Here is a 23084-nt window from a genome sequence, read left to right on the forward strand (position 1 = left end):
AGGAGAGTGCCAATGAACGAAAAATTTACCGGAATTGTTTTGTTTATTCGGCCGTACCGCGAAAAAGATAGTCTAGTTAAAATTTTTACACGTGAATTTGGTACTAAAATGTTTTTTGTAAGAGGTTTACAGTCACTCAATCATCCCCTTAAAAAGCATTTAATCCCATTGACAGAACATCAATATTGGGGAACTATTAACCAACAGGGTTTGTCCTTTTTGAAAGAAGGTCAAACCCTTAACCTCTTTCGATCCATTCAATCTGATCCCTTTAAGCAAGCGCATGCTGCTTATATAAGTCAACTAGTGGATGCCAGTGTGGATGATAATAGCAAAGATCAACAGCTATTTGATTTTTTCCAAGCTACTCTAAACAGTCTCAATGAACGTGAAGATGCCCGGCCTATTCAATTACTTTTGCAACTTAAACTTTTGCAACGCTTCGGGCTTCAATTAAATATGAAAAATTGTGTAGTCTGCGGATCGAGCCAGAGGATTGAGGACTTTTCGATGGTCCATTTGGGTGTTTTGTGTCATAACCATTTAGATAAAGATCCCAACCGAATGCATCTTAGTTCTAAGCAAGTCAAAATTTTACAACTCTTTAATGAAATTAAACTGAATCAATTAGGACAAGTCTCAATTTCAGACCTTTCTTACAAAAAAATTGATGAATTGATCTTCACCATCTACCATGAACAAGTAGGGATTAAATTAAAAGGAGAATCTTATCTCAATCAATTATATAAAGTAGCCGACCAATTGAAAATCAGTAAAAATCAAGGAAGATAATTGACAAAAAGATTTATAATTAGTAGAATTTTAACAAGCCAAAGCAATTAAAAGAAGATAGTAAAGCGACTCTAGGCAGGTGAAAGCTAGAGCAAATCGAATGGTCCTTTGGGTTAACAAATGAATTTTAAGAGTGCTAGTCTAACTAGAATTAGGGTGGAACCGCGAATTTATTTCGTCCCTATGACCTCCAAAGGGGGTCATAGGGACTTTTATTTTAAGAAAGAGGTGTCAAAATGGCAGTTGAATCGTTACAAGATATGATTTTAACCTTGCAAAATTTTTGGTCAAAGAAAGGATGTTTGATCCTTCAATCCTATGATACTGAAAAAGGAGCCGGAACCATGAGCCCCTATACCTTTTTAAGGGCTAATGGACCAGAACCTTGGAATGCCGCTTATGTCGAACCGTCAAGACGACCTGCTGATGGAAGATACGGTGAAAATCCTAACCGCTTATACCAACACCATCAGTTTCAAGTGGTTATGAAGCCTTCTCCTCTTGCTATACAAGAATATTACCTGGATTCATTGATTGAATTAGGCATTGATCCCCTAGAGCATGATATACGGTTTGTAGAAGATAATTGGGAAAACCCTTCCTTGGGTTGTGCGGGACTGGGATGGGAAGTATGGATTGATGGTATGGAAGTGACTCAATTTACCTACTTCCAACAAGTGGGGGGATTAAAGTGTGATCCGGTAATGTCAGAGATTACTTATGGCTTGGAGCGTCTTGCTATGTATATTTTTGATGTGGAAAATGTCTATGATTTAGAGTGGGCCAAAGGCGTGAAGTATGGCGAAATCTTTTTCCAACAAGAATATGAGCAGTCTAAATATTCTTTTGAATTAGCTGATACTGACTTATTAATGAAGCAGTATGAAGCTTATGAAAAAGAAGCCAACCGTTTACTTGAGGAAAACTTAGTTCATCCAGCCTATGATTATATTTTAAAGACCAGTCATACCTTCAACTTAATGGATGCTAGAGGGATGATTTCGGCATCAGATCGCCCTGCTTATTTAGGACGTGTTCGTAAATTAGCTCGCGGTATTGCTAAGACCTTCGTACAAGAAAGAGAAAAACTTGGATTTCCATTATTAAAAGAAAATAAGAACTAGGAGGATTGCTATGAGAGATTATTTATTAGAAGTAGGAATGGAAGAAATTCCAGCTAGATTTTTATTGAAATTGCGTGATCAATTAGCCGAAAAACTTGCAGCATTTCTTGCAGAAGAAAGAATCAGCTTTCAATCCATTGAAACTTACGCAACTCCTAGAAGATTAGCTCTAAGAGTAGAAGGTTTATCTGATCAGCAATCAGCTTTAGAAGAAGAAGTAAGAGGACCGTCCGTAAAAGTTGGACAAGATAACGAAGGGAATCTGACGAAAGCTGCATTGGGCTTCTTAAAAGGTCAAGCCTGTCAAGAGGAAGACTTATTTGTTAAAGAAGTTAAAGGAACTGACTACCTCTTTGTGAATAAGGTGGCTGAGCAGAAGAAAGTAGAAGAAGTGTTAAAAGCTATCCCAACTGTTCTTGCCAGTATGCATTTCCCAGTTACCATGCGGTGGTCAGATTTAAATTTAGAATATATTCGTCCGATTCATTGGATACTTTCATTACTAGAAGATCAGGTGATTAACTTTGAATTTGCTGGTATTCAGGCGAATAATTTTTCACATGGTCATCGTTTTCTAACTAAAAATGACAAAGTTATAATTAAAAATAGTCGTGACTATGAAAACGCACTAGAAAAGATGTATGTGATTGCCAGTTTTGAAAAACGACAAGAGAAGATTTACCAGCAAATTCAAGCGATTGAAGATGAAAGGGGCTGGGTTATACCGGAAAATGATGAATTACTAGAAGAGGTAACAGCCATTGTCGAGTGGCCAACTGCTTTTTACGGCAGTTTTGAGGAAAAATATTTAGAAATTCCCCAAGAAATGGTCATCACAGCAATGCGTGATCATCAACGTTATTTTTATGTTTTAGATCCTAAAAGCAAAGAATTGTTGCCTTATTTTATTTCAGTACGAAATGGTAATGATCAGCATATTGATCAAGTCATTAAAGGTAATCAAAAGGTATTAAGAGCTCGTTTAGCAGATGGTTTATTCTTTTACCAAGAAGATTTAAAATTATCTTTAAAAGAAGACTTAGCTAAATTATCAAGCTTGAAAGAGCATTTTAAGTTAGGTACTTATAGTCAAAAACAAGAACGTGTTAAACACTTGCTTGAAGAATTGATGGATTTTATCGATTTATCTGCTCAAGATCAAAAGACCATTTTGCGTGCTAGTGAGATTTACAAGTTTGATCTTGTGACTCAAGCGGTAAATGAGTTTGCCGAATTACAAGGTGTCATTGGTGGGATTTATGCCAAACATTATGGTGAAGAAGATAGTGTAGCGCAAGCAATTGCTCAGCAATACCTACCAACTTCGGCTGGAGGGAAATTACCTGATAAACCTGCGGCTGCCGCCTTATCGATTGCAGATAAATTAGACAGTCTAATTGCTTACTTCAAAGCGGATATGATACCAACAGGGTCTAATGATCCTTATGCATTAAGAAGACAAGCCATGGGATTAATTGACATTCTTTTAGACCAATCTTGGAATATCGATTTAAAGAGCTTGTTAGTGAAGATTAACCATGAAGATGCTGATTCAGCAGCCGATTACTTAAATGATTTGCTTAGTTTTATAGAAGCTCGGATTCAAGTTAGATTAGGTAATCTAGGAATGGATTACGATATTATTCAAGCAGCACTCGCACAAAAACAACTAAATCCTGTAAAAATAAAAGAAACGGCTAAAAGTTTACAAGACTTCAAAGCTGCCAAACCGGTTGAGTTTTCAAAAATGATTGAAAACTTGGCACGAGTAGTTAATTTAGGTGAAAAGGTTAGCGAGCAAGTTAAAATCACTGATAACCTAGCTGAAAGTCAACTAGAAAAGGACTTAATTGAAAAGATAGTGGCAATAGAGGACTTACAAGACACCTCAAGATTAATGGAATATTTTGAAAGCATTAGTCCAATGATTGCTTCATATTTAGAACTACATATGGTTAACGCTGACCAAGAAGCTCTTCGCCATAATCGCTATCAAATGATGTACCAATTAACACAAACAATTCTCAGTCTCATGGATCCTAGAAAAGTGGTCCATAAATAAGAGTAAAGGAGCGATAATAATGTCTACCTTTTTAGATCGCGCAAAAGTGAAGGTAATTGCTGGTAAAGGTGGCGACGGAATGGTCGCTTTCCTAAGAGAAAAATATCGACCAGATGGTGGACCTGCAGGAGGAGATGGCGGCCGCGGTGGCGATGTCATTTTTCGAGTGGATGAAGGCCTTCATACTTTGATGGATTTTAGATACAATCGTCAATTCAAAGCGCATAACGGGGAAAATGGAATGAGTAAGAGTAAATATGGAGCGAATGCAGAAGACCTTTATGTAAAAGTTCCACCAGGAACCTCTGTTTATGACGAAGCAAGCGGTAGACTCATTGCCGATTTAGTGGACCATGGACAAGAAGTAATTGTTGCTAAAGGAGGGAGAGGGGGGCGTGGAAACATACGCTTTGCCACGCATAAAAACCCTGCTCCTTCAATTGCTGAAAATGGAGAACCAGGTCAAGCCTTGGAGTTACAATTGGAACTTAAAGTTCTAGCAGATGTGGGCTTGGTTGGTTATCCAAGCGTGGGCAAATCAACCCTATTGTCCATTATTTCTAATGCTAAACCCAAAGTAGCAGATTATCAATTTACTACCTTAGTACCCAACTTGGGAGTGGTTAAAATTGCTGATGGTCAGGAATTTGTCGTTGCAGACATGCCGGGCCTTATTGATGGTGCTTCTGATGGTGTTGGTTTAGGTATTGATTTCTTACGCCACATTGAAAGAACTAAAACGTTATTACATATTGTGGATATGGCAGCGGTACATGAACGCGATCCCTTTGAAGATTTTTCTTCTATTATGCAAGAGTTAGCTAATTATCATCCTCGTCTTTTAGAAAGACCCATGTTGATTGTGGCTAATAAAATGGATTTAGATCAAGCTAAAGATAATTTAAAAGTATTTGAAGAAAAAATATCTGATTATTATCAGAATTTAAATCTTTCTATTCCAAAAATTTATCAAATTTCAGCTTGGCAAGCCCAGGGAATTGATTCATTGATGCGAGCAACAGCTCAATTAGTTGCCTCCAGTGACTTTATACCCTTGGAGGAAAAAGAAAGTGATCATAAAAATTATACGATCGACGAAAGCCCTGATTTTACTGTTCGTAAACTTGAAGAAGGTTATTGGGAATTAGAAGGTGAAAAGATTATCAAGCTTTATAAAATGACCAATACAGCTCATGATGAAAGTTTACAACGCTTTGCACGTCAACTGCGATCAATGGGTGTCGATCAAGTCTTGAGAGAAGCTGGCGCGAAAAATGGCGATACAGTTTACTTAGAGGATTATCAATTTGAGTTTATTGATTAGGTGGTTTTAATATGCAAAATAAAGTTAAACAAGGGCGTATCCCAATTTTTGACGGTCTTAAGGGAATCGCAATACTGCTAATCATTGCTTATTACTACTTTGAACATATTGTTCCAGGTGGTTTCCTTGCAGTTAATCTATTTCTTTTCATAGCTGGTTTTTTTAACTTTAGACATTTTTATTTAAAAGATATACAAGCTAGAAAAGAGTCCTTTTGGCAATTTATATATAAGCGTTTTGAAAGACTTTTTTTCCCTACTTTATTCGTAGTTTTAACTACGTCTACCTATATTTTACTTTTTAACCGTGATTTTTTATCTAATATTCGGTGGATGGGATTAAGTTCACTCACATTTATTAACAATTATTATCAGATTTTTAATCAACAGTCTTACTTTGTTCAAGCGGCTAATCCAAGTCCCTTTACACATTTGTGGTACGTCTCTTTATATGGACAATTGGTTATTTTAACACCTATTTTAATATTTTTACTTTACAGTTGGCATAAAAAACCTCAAGTAACTATTCGTATGTTATTGATTATTTCAGCCTTATCCGCTTTTTTAATGGGCTATCTTTATAAAGATAACCAAGATCCTACCCGAATTTACTATGACCTTTTAACAAGATTATCTGCTTTTACTCTTGGGGGTTCTTTAGGATTAGCTCTTCCAGTTAATTTATCACCTAAAAAGATTTCATCAAAGAAAATTATGACCATGAATCTTATGGGTTTACTTGCAGTCATTTTTGCTTTCTTCATGATTAAATTCATGTTTGCAACCAAACCTTTTGCTTATCGTTTTGGTTTAACTTTGTTTTCTTTGATTTCTGCTGTAATTGTTGTTTCAAGTATTCATCCAGCAACTATTTGGAACAAAATCTTTCGTTTTAAACTATTTACCTGGATAGGCCAACGATCTTTTTCTTACTATCTATGGTACTATCCTGTCTATCTTTTAATGCCTCAAAACATTAGCTTTATGAATAGGTCTCCATGGTTAAATTATGGTTTTCAGTTGCTTTTGATCATTATTTTAGCTGAAATTACTTACCAATTATTTGAAAAGCGCAGAATTAGTCTTCCAATTGGACAAGACTTTAATTGGCGCAAAATGAAGCATCAATTTGATTATTTAAGCTCTCACCCTCAATCATTAAGAGTAGTGAAATTTATCACAGCGTGTTATATTTTTAATGTCGTGATGGGGGTCATCGCTCTGGCTATTTCTTCACCAGCTAAGGGTGTAGAATCAAGTAAGGAAATTCAAGCCATTATTGAAAACAATATGAATATTGCTGAAGAGTCAAGAAAAACTGAAGAAAGACAAGTAGTTGTTAATAATATCGAAGGCTTAGATCAAGAAGTCTTACTCTATGCTAATGCATTGGAGATAACTTTCATAGGGGATTCAACTTTAGCTGCAGCCACCGAGCGCTTGAATGATGTATTTCCTAAGGCTGTTTTTGATCCGAAAGTCGGTCGACAACTTTATGAATCTTATGATACGGTATATGGTCTCAATCAAACAGGCGGATTAAAGCCTACTGTGGTAACCATGTTAGGCTCTAATGGAACATTTACAGTTGGTCAAATGGATGATTATATTCAAGCAGTCGGTCTAGACCGTGATCAGTATTATGTCAACGTTTTGGTTGATCGCATTTGGACAGATGATGCTAACCGTCAATTGGTAAGAGCGGCTCAAGAATATGGAAATGTTAGAATTATAGACTGGGCGAATTATGCCCGTGGACACGCTGAATGGTTTGCTGAAGATGGCGTTCATCTAAATGATGAGGGATCATTGGAGTTATCCAAATTTATCGCTAAGGAGATATACCGTCAGCGCTAGTCATAGAAAGAGGTTGATGGAAATATGAAATTACATTTTTTAGGCACAGGTGCTGGGATTCCATCCAGACAAAGAAATGTTTCTTCGCTGGCTTTAAAGTTATTAGATGAGTTGAATGAAATCTGGTTATTTGATTGTGGAGAAGCAACCCAGCATCAAATCTTGGAAACAACCATTCGACCTAGAAAAATAACTAAAATTTTTATTACTCATCTTCATGGAGACCATATTTTTGGCTTGCCAGGACTTCTAAGTTCAAGATCTTTTCAAGGTGGAGAAGACTGTTTAGAAGTTTATGGACCTAAGGGGATAAAAGATTTTATTAAGATTTCCTTAAAATATTCAAAATCCAAACTTGCATACAGTTTAAAAATAACAGAGTTGGTAGACCGAGGTGGCGAGTTAATCTTTGATAATGGCTGGAAGGTTAATTATTTACCTTTAGAACATGGGATTCTTTCTTTTGGCTACCGAGTAGAAGAACCAGATTTACCTGGTCAACTTTTAGTTGAAGAGTTGAAAAAATTTGAGATACCTAATGGTCCAATTTATGGTCAACTCAAACGCGGAGAACGTGTTCAATTAGAAGATGGCAGATGGATAGATGGCCAGAATTTTCTTGCTCCGGATCGACCTGGTAGAATCGTTACCATTTTGGGGGATACCCGTTATTGTCAGAATTCTAAAGTCTTAGCCAGAAAAGCGAATGCTTTAGTCCATGAGGCTACTCATGAAGCAGCGGAAGAAAAAATGGCAAGAGCTTATTACCATTCGACCAGTCATCAAGCAGCCCAAGTGGCTAAAGATAGTCAAGTAGAGGCTCTTTATCTCAATCATATTTCAGCTCGCTACTTAGGCAAGGCTCTCAAGCAACTTGAAAAAGAAGCTTGTTCTATTTTTCCTAACAGTCATCTTGTTAATGACTTTGATGAATATAAAATCCCACTTAATTAATGAGTTTATGATGTGTAAGGAGAATAACGATGTTGTCTAAATACCAATGGCAATTGCCAGAAAATTTAAATGGAAATCAAAACTATCAAAAATTATTAATAGCGGGAGAAGACTATTCGCCCGCTTTTTTAGCAATCTGTTTTAATCGTGGTCTTCATGATCTATCGGCAATAAAAAAAGCCACCGAACAAGAGCCAACTTTATATCATGACCCCTTTGCCTTATATCAAATGGATATAGCAGTAAAACGCATCCATTTAGCCATTGAAAAGGGAGAAAAAATTTTGATTTATGGTGATTATGATGCAGATGGAATCACTTCTTCTTTAATTTTAAAAGAGGCTTTAGATGCTTTAGGAGCTGACAGTCGAGTCTATCTACCCAATCGTTTTAAAGATGGCTACGGTCCCAATATCGATCGTTATCAAGAGTTTATTGAAGAAGGGGTTCAATTAATCATCACGGTTGATAATGGAGTGGCAGGTCATGAAGCAATTGAATTTGCTCAAGAAAAGAAGGTCGACGTTATTGTAACTGACCATCACGAGTTACAGGAAACGCTGCCAGCTGCATATGCCATCATACATCCTCGTCACCCTCAGGGAAGTTATCCTTTTGGAGATTTATCTGGAGCAGGTGTCGCATTTAAAGTAGCAACAGCCATCCTTGGTGAAATACCAATAGAAATGTTAGATTTAGCAGCTATTGGTACGGTTGCTGATATGGTCTCTCTCTTAGATGAAAATCGAACAATTGTTATTGGAGGAATCCATCAGTTAGAAGTTACTCAGCGGCCCGGACTACAGCTTCTATTAAACCAACAATTACAGTCAAAAGATGATATATCTGCCGAAACGATTGGTTTTATTATTGGTCCTCGACTCAATGCTGTGGGACGGTTGGGAGATCCTCGACCGGGATTCGATTGGTTGGCAGCTTTTACCGAGCAAGAGGCTAGTCAGTGGCTTGAGTTTATTGAACAGGAAAATTATAAAAGACAGCAATTAGTCACTCAAATTTATCAAGAAGTTACATCAAAATTAGATGTTTTAAAGGAGTTGCCTCGAATTATTTGCCAGACTTCTCCAAATTGGCATCCCGGAGTTTTAGGAATTGTAGCTAGTCGCATTTGTGATAAATACCAGCGCCCATGCCTACTTTTCAACTTTGACAAGAAAAATCATCAGTATAAAGGTTCAGCTAGATCAAAAGAAAACTTTAATCTTTTCAAAAATCTTAGTCAGCTAAAAGGACTATTAAAGCATTTTGGTGGTCATAGCCAAGCGGCTGGTATGACAATTGAAGAAGATAATTGGCAAAAATTTCAGACTGAATTAAGCCAGTTAGCTGATAAACACAAAGATCAAATTTTAGCCAAAACTTCCTTGTCGGTTGATGCTAGACTAAGTTTGACAGATATTAATTTAAAATTAATCGAAGAGATTCAAAAATTAGGACCTTTCGGTATGCATAATCCTAAGCCTATTGTTTTATTTAAGGACTTAAAGATGATTGAAAAAAGAGTAATTGGAGCGAATAAACAACATGTTAAAATGAAATTTAATCAATCAGGCACTGCAAACTCACTAGCTGCCATAGCGTTTAGTATGGCGGATGACTTTGAAGATTGTCAATTGGGTATTCAGTTGGATATGGTTGGAGAACTGTCAATTAACGAATGGAAACAACAAAAAGAATGTCAATTAATTGTCAAAGATTTTAATTTGGAAGGGCAATTGTGGATTGATTACCGAGGGAAAACACATTTTGATAAATTAAAACAGCTGTCTGAGGTGGTTTATTGTTTTCAAGATAAAAAAAATGCGGCACTCTTTTCTGAACAGTTGAAAAACGACTATCAATTGATTAATTATGAAGCATTACCCATTAATTTTAAATATGAAAATCTAGTGTTGATTGAGCCCCCCCAAAATCTTAATAAACTAAAAAAACTTTTAAAGAGTCACGGATGGGAAAAAATTTATTTAGCCAGTGTTGTTGTAGAATCCAGATATTTAGCAGGCTTGCCCCAGCGTCAAGACTTTGCAAAATTGTTCCAACTGCTTAAGCAAGAAGGTAGTCTTCAACTAAAAGATTTACAAGTTCTTTCTAGCTATTTATCAATTCCATTAATAAAAATAAAAACAATGATTGTGGTGTTTTTTGAGGCGGGTTTTGTTACAATAAAAGATGGACTTGTAATCATGAACCAGCTTAAGCAAGCCAACAAACTTGATTTAATGGAGTTGCCTGCCATGAGCAAGTATCAAGAAGCCATGGAAGCAGAAAAATTATTGAATTTTCAAACACTTGATCAAGTGAAAAGCTGGATAAATAAGGAGACTTAAAATGGATTATACAAACTATATCGCTCGTGTTGATAATTACCCAGAAGAAGGTATTATTTTCCGTGATATCACGCCTCTCATGGGAAATGGTCCCGCTTTTGAAGCAGCGACTCAAGAGATAGTAGACTATGCTAGAGAATTAAAGGTGGACATGGTCGTAGGGCCTGAAGCGCGTGGTTTTATTATTGGATGCCCAGTTGCTTATGCGCTTGGAGTGGGCTTTGCCCCTGTCCGTAAAAAAGGTAAACTTCCTAGAGAAACAATTGAAGTAGACTATAGTTTAGAATACGGATCAAATGTCTTACAAATCCACAAAGATGCTATTCAACCGGGCCAAAGAGTCTTAATAACCGATGATTTATTAGCAACAGGTGGAACCATTCAAGCAACTATCCAATTAGTGGAAAATCTTGGAGGAATTGTCGCAGGTTGTGCTTTTCTTATTGAGTTAGATGACTTAAAAGGAAAAGAGAAGTTGGGAGATCACAAGTATTTCACACTAATGCACTATTAGAAATAAAAAGAGCCTAACCAGTTTTAATCTCTGGTTAGGCTAATCTTTAATTGAGTTGATTAGAAATAGCGATTAAGACTAACTACTTTGCCTAAAATTGAAACGTCGGGCAAGATAATATCGTCCATGGTATCATTTTCAGGGCGAAGTACGATATGATCTTTTTTCTTATAAAAAGTTTTACATGTTGCTTCATTATCTTCAGTCATAGCAACAACGACTTCACCATTATTGGCAGTTGCTTGTCTGCGGACGGTGATGATATCGCCATCCAAAATGCCAATATTAACCATGGATTCACCTTTAATGATCAGCATAAATAATTCGCTTGAATCATATTGAAGATCGGTAGGCTTAGGATAATATTCCATAGCTTCTTCTTCAGCAAGAATCGGAGCACCTGCGGCAACATAGCCGAGTAAAGGTACTTTATCGGATTTGATGCCCAATTTTTTAATTCCCAAGGCCGTTATTTCAATCGTCCTTGTTTTACTGGCAGATCTTTCAATCAGTCCACTTTCTTCTAATCGGTCAAGATGACCGTGGACAGTGGATGGAGAAGAAAGTCCAACACGCGCTCCAATTTCGCGAACAGTGGGTGGATAACCATTTTCATTGAGTAATTCATAAATAGATTGTAGCACGTTTAATTGCTTGGTCGTTATCTTAATCATTTCACTCACTCTTTCTATAGGATAATTTAATTGTAGCAGAAGTAGAATTATAAATCAAACAAATGTTCGTAGCAAAGGAGGAACGCTATGCTTTCATCTTCAAAACTAGCAAGAATTAATGAGTTAGCTAAACTTCAAAAAACTAAAGGCCTTACGGATTCAGAAAAAAAAGAACAGAATCAATTAAGACAAGAGTACTTAAAAGTCTTCAGACAGCACATGGTAAGACAGGTTGAGGGAGTTAAAATTGTCGATTCAGATGGAAATGATTTAACACCTGAAAAAGTTAAAAGAATTCAAAAAGCTAAAGGAATTCATAATCGTAAAGATTAATAGGTTAGAGTATTTAATCGGTTAAATTTTTAAAAGGAGAGATGGTATGTCAACATTTTCATGGGTTTTAATTGTTATTTTAGCATTGGTAGCAGGAGCAGTGTTAGGTTTCTTTATTGCTCGGAAGTATATGATGAATTATTTTAAAGAAAATCCACCTATTGATGAGCGCATGATTACGACTATGATGGCGCAAATGGGGCAAAAGCCTTCCAAGAAAAAAGTTCAGCAAATCATGCAGTCTATGAAGATGCAATCGAAATAGCTTTGTTTGAAAATATGTTTTTTCTTTCACAATTTTTGTTACTGTTTTCTGTCCTTAAGGAGCAGAAAAGGCGCAGAAAATTAGGTTTTCTTTAATCAAGTATACAATAAATTATTTTTAAGATTAAAAACCTCCTCCCTAGAGCAGCTTAACGACAGCTTCAAGGGTAGGAGTTTTTTTATAAAGCGTAATAATTATTTCTTTTTAGCAGGAACATAGCTAAAGCTTGGGTCTAATTGATGATCCAAATTATCAAAAGCCTTGGCCAATTCCTGGTCTATTTTAGCTAGTTGATCTTTATTATAATCTAATTCAGGATTATATTTAATGGCAGGTCCAAAAGCTATTTTAGCTCCTTGTCTCTTAAAGAATGATTTAAAGTCTAAAGGTGGTTGAATAGCAATTGGGATGATGTCTTTTTTTGAAAGACGTTGAATGAAAGCAGTTCCACCTTTAATTTCAGTTGTGTACCGACTACCAGAAGGAAAGATACCTAAATTCAAATTTTTTTCAGTTAATTGTTTGACGGCTATTTTGATCGTTTTAGGACTAGGTTTTTCTCGATTAACTGGAAAAACATGTGCCTTTCGTAAAATGCTAGCTAACAAAGAATTATGAAAAATTGATTCTTTTGACATAAAAGAAATTTCAAGTGGATAAAGTGCAATGGCCAAGTATAATGGGTCCCAAAAAGAGCGGTGAGTGGCTGCTAGAATAAAAGTTGATTGATTGGGATCGGGAATGTTTTCTTTGCCAATTATATAGGATTTCCCATTAAAAAGACGAAAGAGAAAGCGTAAAATGGCTACGGCAAACTGATAAAAAGTCATATTCAATTTCCTTTCAGTTACAATGTTTGTTATTATTTTACCAAGATTCAATCAAGATTCAAGTCAGCATATTCTTAAGGATTTATCAAGTTTTTTTATAGGAGGAATGAATGATGTTTAAAATATTGAATTTTACTATTTTATTGTTAGTTAGTCTTACTTTTACAAGAAACGTTATAGCTAATGGTAGCTTAGGAGGGGTCTATTTAATTGAGACATACCCTATCAAGGAAAATTTATTTATACAAGGATTTGAGCTTGATCAAGAGGCCCAACTCTTAATCGGCACAGGTTTATACGGAGAATCAGCTTGGGGTTATTTTAATTGGGAAAAAGGCTTGTTAGACCGCTTCATTGGATTAGATAACCAATACTTTGGAGAAGGGATTTCTTTGCGTGACAATGAACTTTGGCAGTTAACTTGGAAAGAGGGCAAAGTTTTCAAATGGGATGTAAAGACCAAAGAACTAGTCAACACTTATGAAATAAAAGGTGAAGGATGGGGATTAGCTTATAATGAGGAAAAAGATCTGTTCTACTTGTCTGATGGGTCATCAACTATCTATACTTATAATCCTGACAACTTTAAATTAGTTGATCAAGTGGAAGTGAATTTAGAAGGAGAGCCATTAGATCAGTTAAATGAGTTGGAATATGCCAATGATGCAATTTACGCTAATATTTGGTATGATAATCGCATTGTTAAAATTGATCCTCAAAGTGGTCAAATACTTAAAACATATGATCTGACTCCTATGCTCGATCAGTTGGATCTTACAGCAGAACAAAGAGAAACAATGGATGTCTTAAATGGGATTGCTCATATTGAAGCGGATCAATTTTATTTAACCGGAAAAAATTATCCATTAATTTTTAAAGTGGAATTGAAATAATAGAAAGGAAGGTAAATAGTGGCTGCTATAACTTATGAATTAATCAAAGAAGAAAAACATACGGGAGCTCGATTAGGGATACTTCATACTCCACATGGCTCATTTGAAACCCCCATGTATATGCCGGTAGGAACATTAGCTACCGTCAAATCATTATCACCTGAAGAGTTAAAAGATATGGGAGCGGGTGTGATATTAAGTAATACCTATCATTTATGGTTAAGGCCTGGTGAAGAGATTATTGAGCAAGCAGGCGGGCTTCACAAGTTTATGAACTGGGATCAAGGGATTCTAACCGATTCAGGAGGGTTTCAAGTCTTTTCTCTGAGTGAGATTCGTGATATAGAAGAAGAAGGCGTTCATTTTCGTAATCATATTTCAGGAGAAAAATTATTCTTATCTCCTGAGAAAGCCATTCAAATTCAGAATGCTTTGGGATCAGATATTATCATGTCCTTTGATGAATGCCCAGACTATCATCAGCCTTATGATTACGTTAAAAAGTCGATTGCTAGAACTAGTCGTTGGGCAGAAAGAGGATTAAAAGCACATCAAAATCCTGAAAAACAAGCACTCTTTGGCATTTGCCAAGGGGCAGGTTATAAAGACTTGCGCTTACAACACGCTAAAGACATGATTGCTTTAGATTTCCCAGGCTATTCCATTGGCGGCTTATCAGTGGGCGAGACTAAAGAGGAAATGAATGAAGTCCTAGATTACTTAATGCCAGTTTTTCCTAAAAACAAACCACGCTATTTAATGGGGGTTGGTTCTCCTGATGCCTTAATTGATGGTTCCATTCGTGGTGTGGATATGTTTGATTGTGTCTTAGCTACTCGCATTGCTCGAAACGGTAGCTGCATGACTTCGCAAGGAAGATTAGTGGTGAAAAACGCTAAATATGCACGTGATTATAGCCCCATTGATCCTAAATGTGACTGTTATACCTGTCGTAATTATAGTCGCGCTTATATTCGCCATTTAATGAAGAGTCAAGAAACCTTTGGGTTACGTTTAACTTCGATACATAATACCCATTTCTTATTGCAATTGATGCGTGATGTTCGTCAAGCCATTCGAGAAGATAATTTATTAGAGTTTCGTCAAGCTTTTCGTGAAGAATATGGTTATAACAAACCAAATGCTCCAGAATTTTAATGGAGAAAGTCTTAAAAAACTGTTATAATATAAGAGATATTTAGAGGAGGAATTTTTAATGGGAAATAGTTATTTTGCTTTTTTACCAATGCTTATTATGTTCGCTTTATTTTACTTTATGTTGATTCGTCCCCAAAAAAAAGCGGCCGATGCAAAGCGCCAAATGATTGAGGCAATGCAAGCAGGTGATGGAGTAGTTACAATTGGGGGATTGCATGGAATAGTAGATGAAGTAAAACAGCAAGAAGGCCTTGTTGTAATTGACTGTGAAGGTATATATTTAACCTTTGAAATCAGTGCGGTAGCAAATGTTCTTAAGAGTGCGGGTACAAATGATGAAACCGTCTACTCTTCTGAAAATAAAACCACTGTTGAAGGGAAGTTAGAAACGGATGCTAATGTGTAAGTCTTAGCATCTTAAATGAATAATTGAAACATTTATTAGTAGGTAATTATTACTTATTAATAAATGTTTTTTCACTTATTCTATCTAGCTTTATAGTATTATTATTAGGATATGAAGCCTTTAGGAGGCTAAATATGAGATATGGCTTACTTACTTTCGATGATCCTAAACCGGATACAAGTCGCAAAATATTACATGTGGATATGGATGCCTTTTATGCTTCCATTGAAATTCGTGATAATCCGTCCTTAAGCAATCAACCTGTAGTTATTGCTAAACATCCAAAATTAACTAATGGACGGGGGATTGTGACCACTTGTAATTACATAGCGCGTCAATACGGTATTCATTCTGCAATGTCTTCTTTGGAAGCTTATAAGCGCTGTCCTCAAGCTGTTTTTATCAAAGGCAATATGGCTTATTACCGCTCGGTTTCGCAAGAAATTCGCAAAATTTTTTATCAATACACTGACCAAGTGGAGCCTCTATCCTTAGATGAAGCCTATTTGGATGTATCGAAAAATCATATAAAGGAAGAATCAGCTTTAAAAATCGCTCGTCTTATCCAGGCTCAAATTTATGAAGAAATTCATCTAAGTTGTTCAGTAGGAGTTTCTTATAATAAATTTATTGCTAAACTGGCTTCAGATTTTCATAAACCGAATGGTATTACCTTGGTTTCTCCGGATGAAGCCATACCTTTTCTTCATGCGCTCCCAATTAAAGATTTCTATGGGGTAGGCGCTAAGTCTTTAAGTATTTTTGAAAGCCATAACATTAAAACTGGCTCAGACCTAGCGAAGTTTTCACTCGAAGAATTAATTGCTAAATTTGGAAAAATGGGACACTCACTTTATTTTAAGGTTCGAGGTATTCACAATGTGCCTGTCAGTCAAAATCGGCAAAGAAAATCGATGGGAACTGAACAAACCTTTCAAACTTTCCTTTTAGATGAGGAGGTTATTAAGGAAAAAGTACGCCAACTAGTAGTGAAAATATCGCAAGATCTAAATGCTAAAGATTTATATTGTCAAACGCTCACTCTTAAGATACGTTACAGTAATTTTGAAACAGTGACCAGGCAAGACAGCTTTGCCTATCCAACTAATGATCGTTATCAATTAATGAATAAAGCTATAGAATTGTGGGAAGATCACGGTGAGGCAAATAGAGAGATTCGTTTATTAGGAATATCAGTATCCAAGTTATTAGACCCTCAAAGTGAACCCTTACCCATTCAATTAGATATTTAATAGAAGGATATAAAATGGAAGGGTTTCTTCAACTGAACCCATCTTTCAGTCGGGTATAGTCGGCATAGGAACATGTTTATGTACTGTATTTGCTGCATCTTTTGTTTTTTAGTAAAGAAAGTAGACAATAAATTACTAGCCATGATGCAGGGATTAGCAGGTGAAATTATGGTGGCAGCTTCTTTCTGGTTACTTTTAGCTCCTGCTTTAGAATAACTTGCCAGTGTTGGTTTTAAAATTCCTGAACGGTTTCCAGCAGCAGTTGGCTTTTTAGTTGGTGGTGTCTTCTTACGCTTAATGGATCAGTTTGTTCCGCACTTGCATTATGCTGAAGACTATGATTTTCGTTCGAGTGGAAGAATTAATTCCAGAATCACAAACAGAAGGCAATACAGACTTAGCAACCATGAGTTTTATGGTAGGTTTTGTTATTAAGATGGTTTTAGATGTGGCTTTAAGATATATTATTAATAAATAAGATTTTGAGGTGATTCTTTGGGAACTAAGCATGAACGCATTATCCAATACATTCAATCCTTGCCCATAGGAAACAAAATTTCTGTCAGAGGCATAGCTAAGCAATTGCAAGTGAGTGAGGGAACTGCTTATCGTGCTATCAAAGATGCTGAAGAAAAGGGACTTGTTTCGACTATTGAACGGGTAGGGACTATACGTATTGAACAGAAAAATCACTTATCAGTCGGCCATTTAACCTTTGGTGATATAATCCCTCTAATTGATGGCGAGGTCTTAGGGGGGGAAAAAGGACTGGATAAACCCCTGACCAAATTCATTATTGGAGCGATGACCTTGCAAGCTATGGAGCGATATTTTGAAAGTCAGACCCTGATTATTGTTGGTAATCGGTCTGAAGTTCACCGACACTCCCTAAAGAATGGTATCGCTGTATTAATAACAGGTGGCTTTAAAACCGACCACGATATTATAAGACTAGCAAACCAAGAAGAGCTACCCATTATAACGACTAGTTATGATACTTATACTGTTGCCTCATTAATCAATCAATCAATCAACGAGCAAATGATTAAGCAAGAAATTGTAACAGTTGAAGAAGTCTATACTCCTATTGAAAGAACGGTATCATTGGAGCCTTCAGATACTATTGAGAATTTTAAGAAGAAATCGAGTGAAACTGGTTTATCAAGATTCCCAGTGGTGACCAATAAGCGTTTAGTAGGAGTCGTAACTGCTAATGATTTAATGGGAAGAGGTAACAGTGTTTCAATTGAACGGGCGATGAGTAAAAATGTCATTACTGTTAAGCCGCATATGAGTTTAGCATCTGTTTCATATAAGATGATTTGGGAAGATATTGAAATGATTCCCGTTGTTGCTGACAACTTGCAACTTTTGGGTGTCGTTTCTCGCCAAGATGTTATGAAGGCCTTACAAAATATTCAACAGCAACCACAAACAGCTAATACCTTCGAACACGATCTGTTAAAACACTTGGTTGAAGTTAACCGTAATGATTTTAAAAATCGTTATGATTATCAGTTTGAGGTCCAACCCCAGATGGTTAATACTTTGGGGACTTTATCCTATGGAGGGCTTTGCGAGTTGATTGCCCAAGTTGCAATTATCAAGGTAAAGGATTTAACAGGTCATAATAATATTCTTGAATCACTTAATCTTAATTATTTCACATTTATTCAATTAGGAAACTTGATTGAATTTCAAGTTGAAATTTCTAACTACAATCGACGTTCGGCAATTTCTCAAGTGAAAGTTTTTGTTGAAAATATTCTGGTCGCTCAAGCAACAGTTGGTTCACAAATGGTAAATAAAAGACAGAAGGAGTCTAACTAATGACAGTTAAGCAAAGCTTAATCGAAAAGTTAATAAGTCTAATTGATCAATATGATCGTATTATTATTCATCGACACATCAATCCAGATCCAGATGCGATTGGTTCACAATTAGGGCTGAAGGCCACAATCAAACATAATTTTCCAGATAAGACGGTCCTAGCTGCTGGCAAGATGGGCAAGGGAATTGAGTGGTTGGGCCGTATGGATAATGTTGACAGACAGGATTATGAAGATGCTTTGGTAATTATTTTAGATACACCAGTTTTTGAACGGATTGACGGAAATGATCACATTCAAAATAATACTTTAATCAAAATAGATCATCATCTGGTAGTTGAGCACTTTGCTGACTTGGAAATTGTTGAAATTCTAAGTTCTTCAACTGCAGAACTCATTACTAAAATGATCATGCATTCTCAAGGTCAATTGACCCTTTCACCACAAGCTGCTACATTCCTATATGCGGGCATTGTCGGTGATACAGGACGGTTCCTCCATTCAAATACCACTCAAGCAACCTTTGAGGCGGTAGCTTATTTGATGGCTCATCAAGCTGAAAATACTCAAATTAACCGCAAGATGAATGAGTTATCACTCAATGAATTAAATTTCCAATCATTTGCCATTGATCAAATTGAATTGTATGAAAAGGGAGTAGCAACAATGACCTTGAAACAAGCAGATTTAATTCAAAGAGGAATGACGGTTGATGGAACCAATGCGGTTACCAATTTACCAGGACGTTTAAAAGAAGTATTAACATGGGTTATTTTTATTGAAAAAGAAGACTCACATGGAGAGTATCGTGCACGTATTCGCTCAAAAGGCCCAAATATTCATCAAGTAGCGATCCAGTTTAATGGCGGTGGTCATGAAATGGCTTCGGGAGCCAATGTTTATGATGATGAAGAGAAAAAAGAGCTAATTGATCAAATGATTAAAGTTAATGCTCAGTTTTTAAAAGATCAAAACATTTAATAATCTAATCGATAAAAAGTTCTTTCCCTTTAACGTGGCACTGCACCCCATAAATGGGACAGAATAAAAAACACCTTTGTTAGGCTGCTTGTTGACGTTTTAATTTGATTTTGAGTGGATCTATCTCGCTAAGTTCTTCGAATCCTTTGCCATAAGTCTATTGTTTACCTCCAGCTTGATTGAAGCGCTAGGTTTGACTTTAACGGTCCCAAGGCCAGCAAGTTTTTACTTGAGATGTGTTCTTAATGTTTCATTCATCTATTATTTGTTTATTAGTCCGGCCTTCATTTTTCATTTCAATACATTTCGATTTTGTTTCTGCAGAGTAAGCTAGGTGATTAACCCTAATCAAACACCTCCATTAAATTCATTTCACACGAATTCAACGGAGGTGTTTTTATGTTTGCCTCACTATTTGGGGGCAGTGCCTAGTACAGGTTAAAGTGAAAGGATCTTTATTTTGTTTTGTTATTCATTAAACCATGAGCGATTGTCCTTTTCGATCAGATAGTCACCTGCTTCTGGTCCGTTAGACTGGGCAGGGTAGAAAGCCAAATCGGGATCTTTTTCTTCTTGCCATAGAGCATGAATGGAATCGATAAATTGCCAAGCATACTTGACTTCTAGGTAGTGAGCGAAATTACTCAGGTCGCCGTTCATACAGTCAAAAAGTAATTTTTCGTAGTCACCTGGTATAACCTTGGTAAGTTCTCGTGGAAGATGATAGCATAAATTGAGCTCTTTAATTTCGTTACGATGGGTAGAATCAGACTGGGATAAGCACAAACGAATGCCAGCATGAGGAGCTAATTCAATTTGTAAATAGTTAGCTGGAACATTTTCAGCTTGCTTCTTATAGATTATTTTAATATCGGTCTGTTTATTATTAAGATGCTTACCTGAGCGCAAATAGATGGGGGTGTTTGCCCATTTATCTTGCTCAATGGCTATTTTTAAAGCCATATAGGTTTCGGTTGTCGAGTCACTGGCAACGTCTTTTTCTTGACGGTAAGCTACGTGACTTTGGTCTTCACTTTGTATGTATTGCCCACGTACCACATGTTTTTTTAAAACTTCTAAGTCAGCATAGTGTTTCAATTGTTTCAATCGATCAATTTTTTTCTGCCTTAAAGCCTCATTACTCCTATTAGCAGGTAGGTCCATAGTGATCAAGGTTAATAATTGCAGGGCATGATTTTGGATCATATCGCGACTGACCCCACTAGTTTCATAATAGGCTCCACGATCTTCGACTCCAATTTCTTCATCTAAAGTGATTTGAATGTGGTCGATATTGGCTGGATCCCATAGGAATTGGCTGAGAAAGTTGTTCATCCGAATGGGTAGAATTTGATTGACAATACTCTTACCTAGATAATGATCAATTCGATAAATTTGATTTTCATCAAAGGACTGAGTTAACTGAGTCTGTAATTCTTCAGCTGTTTTTTCATCATATCCAAAAGGTTTTTCAATAATTAGTCGATTATATCCCTGGTCAGTGAGTAAGCCTTGATTTTTTAACTGACTGGTAATAACTGGGAATAACTTAGGAGATAAAGAAATATAAAAAATCTGATTTCCTTGAGTTTGATATTTTTCTGAGAGAGAAAGAGATAGCTTTTTAAGTTGGTTATACTGTCGACTTTCCTTTACATCATTAGCTTGATAATAAAAATGCGAGAGAAAATCTTCAATGTTCTCATTCGCTTGTTTAGCTTGTGAAAGACTTTCTTTAACCACTTGACGAAAGAATTCATCGTCCCATGCTCGTCTAGCGGTCCCAATTATTGCAAAATGGTCAGCTAAAAAGCCTTTATTATATAATTGATAAAGGGCAGGGTATAATTTACGGTGGGCTAAGTCACCACTAGCCCCAAAAATAGTCATAATTAAGCGATATTCTTTCATCTTTATGATGCCTCCATTTTTACATAGTTTTTATTATATCAAATTAGATCTTGGATTCAAGATTAAGAATCCGTCATATTTTATCAGATAGCTTTATGGTATACTTTTTTACGAATGACGTTATTATAAGCAAAAGAATATATAGAGGAGAAATATATGAATTTTAATGAATTAAATATAAAAGCATTTATTAAGCAAGCACTGGATAGAATATCATTTAAAAAGTTGACCCCGGTGCAAGAAGAAGTGATCCCTCTTGCCTTAAAAGGCGAGAGCCTTATTGTAAAGTCTCAAACTGGGTCAGGAAAAACACATGCTTTTCTTATTCCGTTATTGGAGCAATTAGATCCTAGCGATCAAAAAGTTCAAGCAGTTATTACAGCTCCTAGTCGTGAATTAGCCAATCAAATTTATGAATTTGCGACGGAATTAGTAGGTGATCAAAGTGAGAGTATCAGAATTTCACGTTTTATAGGTGGAACGGATAAGGAAAGACAGATAGATAAATTAGCCAACCAACAACCGCATCTAGTAATTGGAACGCCAGGGCGAATTTTTGATCTGATGCAAGCCAATGCTTTATGGGTACAAACAGCTAAGACGATGGTTGTGGACGAAGCGGATATGACTTTTGATTTGGGTTTTTTATCAATTGTCGATGAAATTGCTTCTAGAATGGCAGAAAATCTGCAAATGATGGTTTTTTCTGCTACGATTCCTCAGCAGGTAGCAGTGTTCTTAAATAAATACATGACCGGACCCAAAGAGATTACGATTAAACCGAAGCAAGTGCTAACTGACCAAGTGGAAAATTACTTAATTGATATCAAAGGGATCAAACGAGAGGAAATGGTCTATAATCTATTAACAATGGGTCAGCCCTATTTAGCAATTGTTTTTTGTAATACTAGAAATTATGCCGATGACTTAAGTGAATTTTTAAAAAGCAAGGGCTTAAAGATAGCCACCATTCATGGTGGCATGCAACCAAGAGAAAGAAATCGTTTAATGAAACAAATTCGAAATCTAGAGTTTCAATATGTGGTGGCTTCTGATCTTGCGGCCAGAGGAATTGATATTCCAGGTGTTTCGCACGTTATTAATACCGAATTGCCAAAGGACTTAGAATTCTTTGTCCATCGTGTCGGTCGAACAGCGCGAAATGACTTAACCGGCACAGCCTATACCTTTATGGGGCCTGACGATGAAGCGGCTATTGAGAGCTTAGAAGCCAAGGGTATTAAATTTACTGAAGTCAAATATAGTAAGGGTGAGTTAAAAGAAGTTGATCATCGGAGTCGACGCTCCGTTCGCAAGAATACACAAGAAAAAACACAAGATCCTAAGGTGAAACAATTAATTAATCGCGCTAAGAAGACTAAAGTCAAGCCGGGCTATAAAAATAAACTGAAGCAAGAAATAAAAGAGCATAAACGCTCAGTTGGCCGACGTAAAAATAAATTGAGAGCTAGACAAGAACGAAAAAATAAGACAAATTAAGGGACTCCTGAATTAGGAGTCCTCAGACTGTAGACAAAGTCCTCTAAATCACCAACCTATGGTGATTTAGAGGGCTT

The 23084-nt window shown here is 36.3% G+C and carries 20 protein-coding genes and 1 pseudogene; 18 read left to right on the top strand and 3 right to left on the bottom strand.

Annotated features, from left to right (window positions below):
- Positions 1 to 12: 12 nt before the first annotated feature.
- The 8 genes from recO (at position 13) to ACQV2T_RS04015 (ending at position 10974) form a co-directional block, all read left to right on the top strand.
- Complete coding sequence (recO, locus tag ACQV2T_RS03980) at positions 13 to 792, top strand: DNA repair protein RecO (protein WP_428893252.1); 780 nt, start codon at positions 13 to 15, stop codon at positions 790 to 792.
- A 236-nt stretch (positions 793 to 1028) separates the two neighbouring features.
- Positions 1029 to 1916 (top strand): glycine--tRNA ligase subunit alpha, encoded by an 888-nt coding sequence (gene glyQ, locus ACQV2T_RS03985; protein ID WP_428874679.1) that lies wholly within the window; start codon positions 1029 to 1031, stop codon positions 1914 to 1916.
- A gap of 10 nt (positions 1917 to 1926) precedes the next feature.
- Positions 1927 to 3978 (top strand): glycine--tRNA ligase subunit beta, encoded by a 2052-nt coding sequence (gene glyS / locus ACQV2T_RS03990; protein ID WP_428873811.1) that lies wholly within the window; start codon positions 1927 to 1929, stop codon positions 3976 to 3978.
- Between the two features lie 19 nt (positions 3979 to 3997).
- The gene (obgE, locus tag ACQV2T_RS03995) at positions 3998 to 5302 is read left to right on the top strand and encodes a GTPase ObgE (protein ID WP_428893253.1); all 1305 of its coding nucleotides are present in this window, start codon (positions 3998 to 4000) and stop codon (positions 5300 to 5302) included.
- Positions 5303 to 5313: 11 nt separating this feature from the next.
- On the top strand, positions 5314 to 7158 hold the full coding sequence (locus ACQV2T_RS04000; RefSeq protein ID WP_428873809.1) for an acyltransferase family protein: 1845 nt from the start codon (positions 5314 to 5316) through the stop codon (positions 7156 to 7158).
- Between the two features lie 24 nt (positions 7159 to 7182).
- Positions 7183 to 8112: a ribonuclease Z gene (rnz, locus tag ACQV2T_RS04005; RefSeq protein ID WP_428893254.1), complete on the top strand. Its 930-nt coding sequence runs from the start codon at positions 7183 to 7185 to the stop codon at positions 8110 to 8112.
- A 29-nt stretch (positions 8113 to 8141) separates the two neighbouring features.
- The gene (gene recJ, locus ACQV2T_RS04010) at positions 8142 to 10460 is read left to right on the top strand and encodes a single-stranded-DNA-specific exonuclease RecJ (RefSeq protein WP_428874682.1); all 2319 of its coding nucleotides are present in this window, start codon (positions 8142 to 8144) and stop codon (positions 10458 to 10460) included.
- Position 10461: 1 nt separating this feature from the next.
- Positions 10462 to 10974, top strand: a complete 513-nt coding sequence (locus tag ACQV2T_RS04015; RefSeq protein WP_428873806.1) for an adenine phosphoribosyltransferase — start codon at positions 10462 to 10464, stop codon at positions 10972 to 10974.
- A gap of 59 nt (positions 10975 to 11033) precedes the next feature.
- Here the strand turns inward: ACQV2T_RS04015 and lexA are convergent, their stop codons facing one another.
- The gene (gene lexA / locus ACQV2T_RS04020; protein WP_428873805.1) at positions 11034 to 11648 is read right to left on the bottom strand and encodes a transcriptional repressor LexA; all 615 of its coding nucleotides are present in this window, start codon (positions 11646 to 11648) and stop codon (positions 11034 to 11036) included.
- 87 nt (positions 11649 to 11735) lie between these two features.
- Between lexA and ACQV2T_RS04025 the strand changes: the two genes are divergently transcribed.
- The gene (locus tag ACQV2T_RS04025; protein WP_428893255.1) at positions 11736 to 11981 is read left to right on the top strand and encodes a DUF896 domain-containing protein; all 246 of its coding nucleotides are present in this window, start codon (positions 11736 to 11738) and stop codon (positions 11979 to 11981) included.
- Between the two features lie 46 nt (positions 11982 to 12027).
- Positions 12028 to 12246, top strand: a complete 219-nt coding sequence (locus tag ACQV2T_RS04030; protein ID WP_428873803.1) for a YneF family protein — start codon at positions 12028 to 12030, stop codon at positions 12244 to 12246.
- 194 nt (positions 12247 to 12440) lie between these two features.
- Here the strand turns inward: ACQV2T_RS04030 and ACQV2T_RS04035 are convergent, their stop codons facing one another.
- Entirely contained in the window at positions 12441 to 13076 is a 636-nt protein-coding gene (locus tag ACQV2T_RS04035; protein ID WP_428873802.1) for a lysophospholipid acyltransferase family protein, read from the bottom strand.
- Positions 13077 to 13186: 110 nt separating this feature from the next.
- Here ACQV2T_RS04035 and ACQV2T_RS04040 point away from each other — a divergent pair, with 110 nt between their 5' ends.
- The 7 genes and pseudogenes from ACQV2T_RS04040 to ACQV2T_RS04070 all read left to right on the top strand — a co-directional run bounded on the left by ACQV2T_RS04040 (position 13187) and on the right by ACQV2T_RS04070 (position 19596).
- Positions 13187 to 13969, top strand: a complete 783-nt coding sequence (locus ACQV2T_RS04040; RefSeq protein WP_428893256.1) for a glutaminyl-peptide cyclotransferase — start codon at positions 13187 to 13189, stop codon at positions 13967 to 13969.
- A gap of 18 nt (positions 13970 to 13987) precedes the next feature.
- Positions 13988 to 15127, top strand: a complete 1140-nt coding sequence (gene tgt / locus ACQV2T_RS04045) for a tRNA guanosine(34) transglycosylase Tgt (RefSeq protein ID WP_428873800.1) — start codon at positions 13988 to 13990, stop codon at positions 15125 to 15127.
- Between the two features lie 58 nt (positions 15128 to 15185).
- Entirely contained in the window at positions 15186 to 15533 is a 348-nt protein-coding gene (yajC, locus tag ACQV2T_RS04050) for a preprotein translocase subunit YajC (RefSeq protein WP_428873799.1), read from the top strand.
- A gap of 134 nt (positions 15534 to 15667) precedes the next feature.
- On the top strand, positions 15668 to 16786 hold the full coding sequence (gene dinB, locus ACQV2T_RS04055; protein WP_428873798.1) for a DNA polymerase IV: 1119 nt from the start codon (positions 15668 to 15670) through the stop codon (positions 16784 to 16786).
- Positions 16787 to 16826: 40 nt separating this feature from the next.
- Positions 16827 to 17264 (top strand): annotated as a pseudogene (locus ACQV2T_RS04060) (hypothetical protein).
- A 17-nt stretch (positions 17265 to 17281) separates the two neighbouring features.
- A complete protein-coding gene (locus ACQV2T_RS04065) occupies positions 17282 to 18616 on the top strand; it encodes a DRTGG domain-containing protein (RefSeq protein WP_428873796.1) in 1335 nt (444 codons plus the stop codon).
- Positions 18616 to 19596 (top strand): DHH family phosphoesterase, encoded by a 981-nt coding sequence (locus ACQV2T_RS04070; protein ID WP_428873795.1) that lies wholly within the window; start codon positions 18616 to 18618, stop codon positions 19594 to 19596. Before ACQV2T_RS04065 ends, ACQV2T_RS04070 begins: the two co-directional genes overlap by 1 nt.
- Positions 19597 to 20064: 468 nt before the next feature.
- Here the strand turns inward: ACQV2T_RS04070 and zwf are convergent, their stop codons facing one another.
- Positions 20065 to 21507 carry a glucose-6-phosphate dehydrogenase gene (zwf, locus tag ACQV2T_RS04075; protein ID WP_428874687.1) on the bottom strand — a complete coding sequence of 481 codons (1443 nt, stop codon included), beginning with the start codon at positions 21505 to 21507 and terminating at the stop codon, positions 20065 to 20067.
- Between the two features lie 156 nt (positions 21508 to 21663).
- Here zwf and ACQV2T_RS04080 point away from each other — a divergent pair, with 156 nt between their 5' ends.
- Positions 21664 to 23007, top strand: coding sequence for a DEAD/DEAH box helicase (locus ACQV2T_RS04080; RefSeq protein ID WP_428875808.1), 1344 nt, complete (start codon positions 21664 to 21666; stop codon positions 23005 to 23007).
- Positions 23008 to 23084 lie beyond the last annotated feature (77 nt).

Source organism: Facklamia sp. P13069 (assembly GCF_050409405.1).
Lineage (GTDB): Bacteria > Bacillota > Bacilli > Lactobacillales > Aerococcaceae > Facklamia.

Bases quoted from the DNA above. Each gene is read 5' to 3' on its own strand.
- glyS (WP_428873811.1), top strand. From the start codon at position 1,927: ATGAGAGATTATTTATTAGAAGTAGGAATGGAAGAAATTCCAGCTAGA.
- ACQV2T_RS04070 (WP_428873795.1), top strand. From the start codon at position 18,616: ATGACAGTTAAGCAAAGCTTAATCGAAAAGTTAATAAGTCTAATTGAT.
- glyQ (WP_428874679.1), top strand. From the start codon at position 1,029: ATGGCAGTTGAATCGTTACAAGATATGATTTTAACCTTGCAAAATTTT.
- lexA (WP_428873805.1), bottom strand. From the start codon at position 11,648: ATGATTAAGATAACGACCAAGCAATTAAACGTGCTACAATCTATTTAT.
- ACQV2T_RS04040 (WP_428893256.1), top strand. From the start codon at position 13,187: ATGATGTTTAAAATATTGAATTTTACTATTTTATTGTTAGTTAGTCTT.
- recJ (WP_428874682.1), top strand. From the start codon at position 8,142: ATGTTGTCTAAATACCAATGGCAATTGCCAGAAAATTTAAATGGAAAT.
- ACQV2T_RS04080 (WP_428875808.1), top strand. From the start codon at position 21,664: ATGAATTTTAATGAATTAAATATAAAAGCATTTATTAAGCAAGCACTG.
- ACQV2T_RS04035 (WP_428873802.1), bottom strand. From the start codon at position 13,076: ATGACTTTTTATCAGTTTGCCGTAGCCATTTTACGCTTTCTCTTTCGT.
- ACQV2T_RS04015 (WP_428873806.1), top strand. From the start codon at position 10,462: ATGGATTATACAAACTATATCGCTCGTGTTGATAATTACCCAGAAGAA.
- ACQV2T_RS04000 (WP_428873809.1), top strand. From the start codon at position 5,314: ATGCAAAATAAAGTTAAACAAGGGCGTATCCCAATTTTTGACGGTCTT.
- obgE (WP_428893253.1), top strand. From the start codon at position 3,998: ATGTCTACCTTTTTAGATCGCGCAAAAGTGAAGGTAATTGCTGGTAAA.
- zwf (WP_428874687.1), bottom strand. From the start codon at position 21,507: ATGAAAGAATATCGCTTAATTATGACTATTTTTGGGGCTAGTGGTGAC.
- ACQV2T_RS04025 (WP_428893255.1), top strand. From the start codon at position 11,736: ATGCTTTCATCTTCAAAACTAGCAAGAATTAATGAGTTAGCTAAACTT.
- recO (WP_428893252.1), top strand. From the start codon at position 13: ATGAACGAAAAATTTACCGGAATTGTTTTGTTTATTCGGCCGTACCGC.
- dinB (WP_428873798.1), top strand. From the start codon at position 15,668: ATGAGATATGGCTTACTTACTTTCGATGATCCTAAACCGGATACAAGT.
- yajC (WP_428873799.1), top strand. From the start codon at position 15,186: ATGGGAAATAGTTATTTTGCTTTTTTACCAATGCTTATTATGTTCGCT.
- rnz (WP_428893254.1), top strand. From the start codon at position 7,183: ATGAAATTACATTTTTTAGGCACAGGTGCTGGGATTCCATCCAGACAA.
- ACQV2T_RS04030 (WP_428873803.1), top strand. From the start codon at position 12,028: ATGTCAACATTTTCATGGGTTTTAATTGTTATTTTAGCATTGGTAGCA.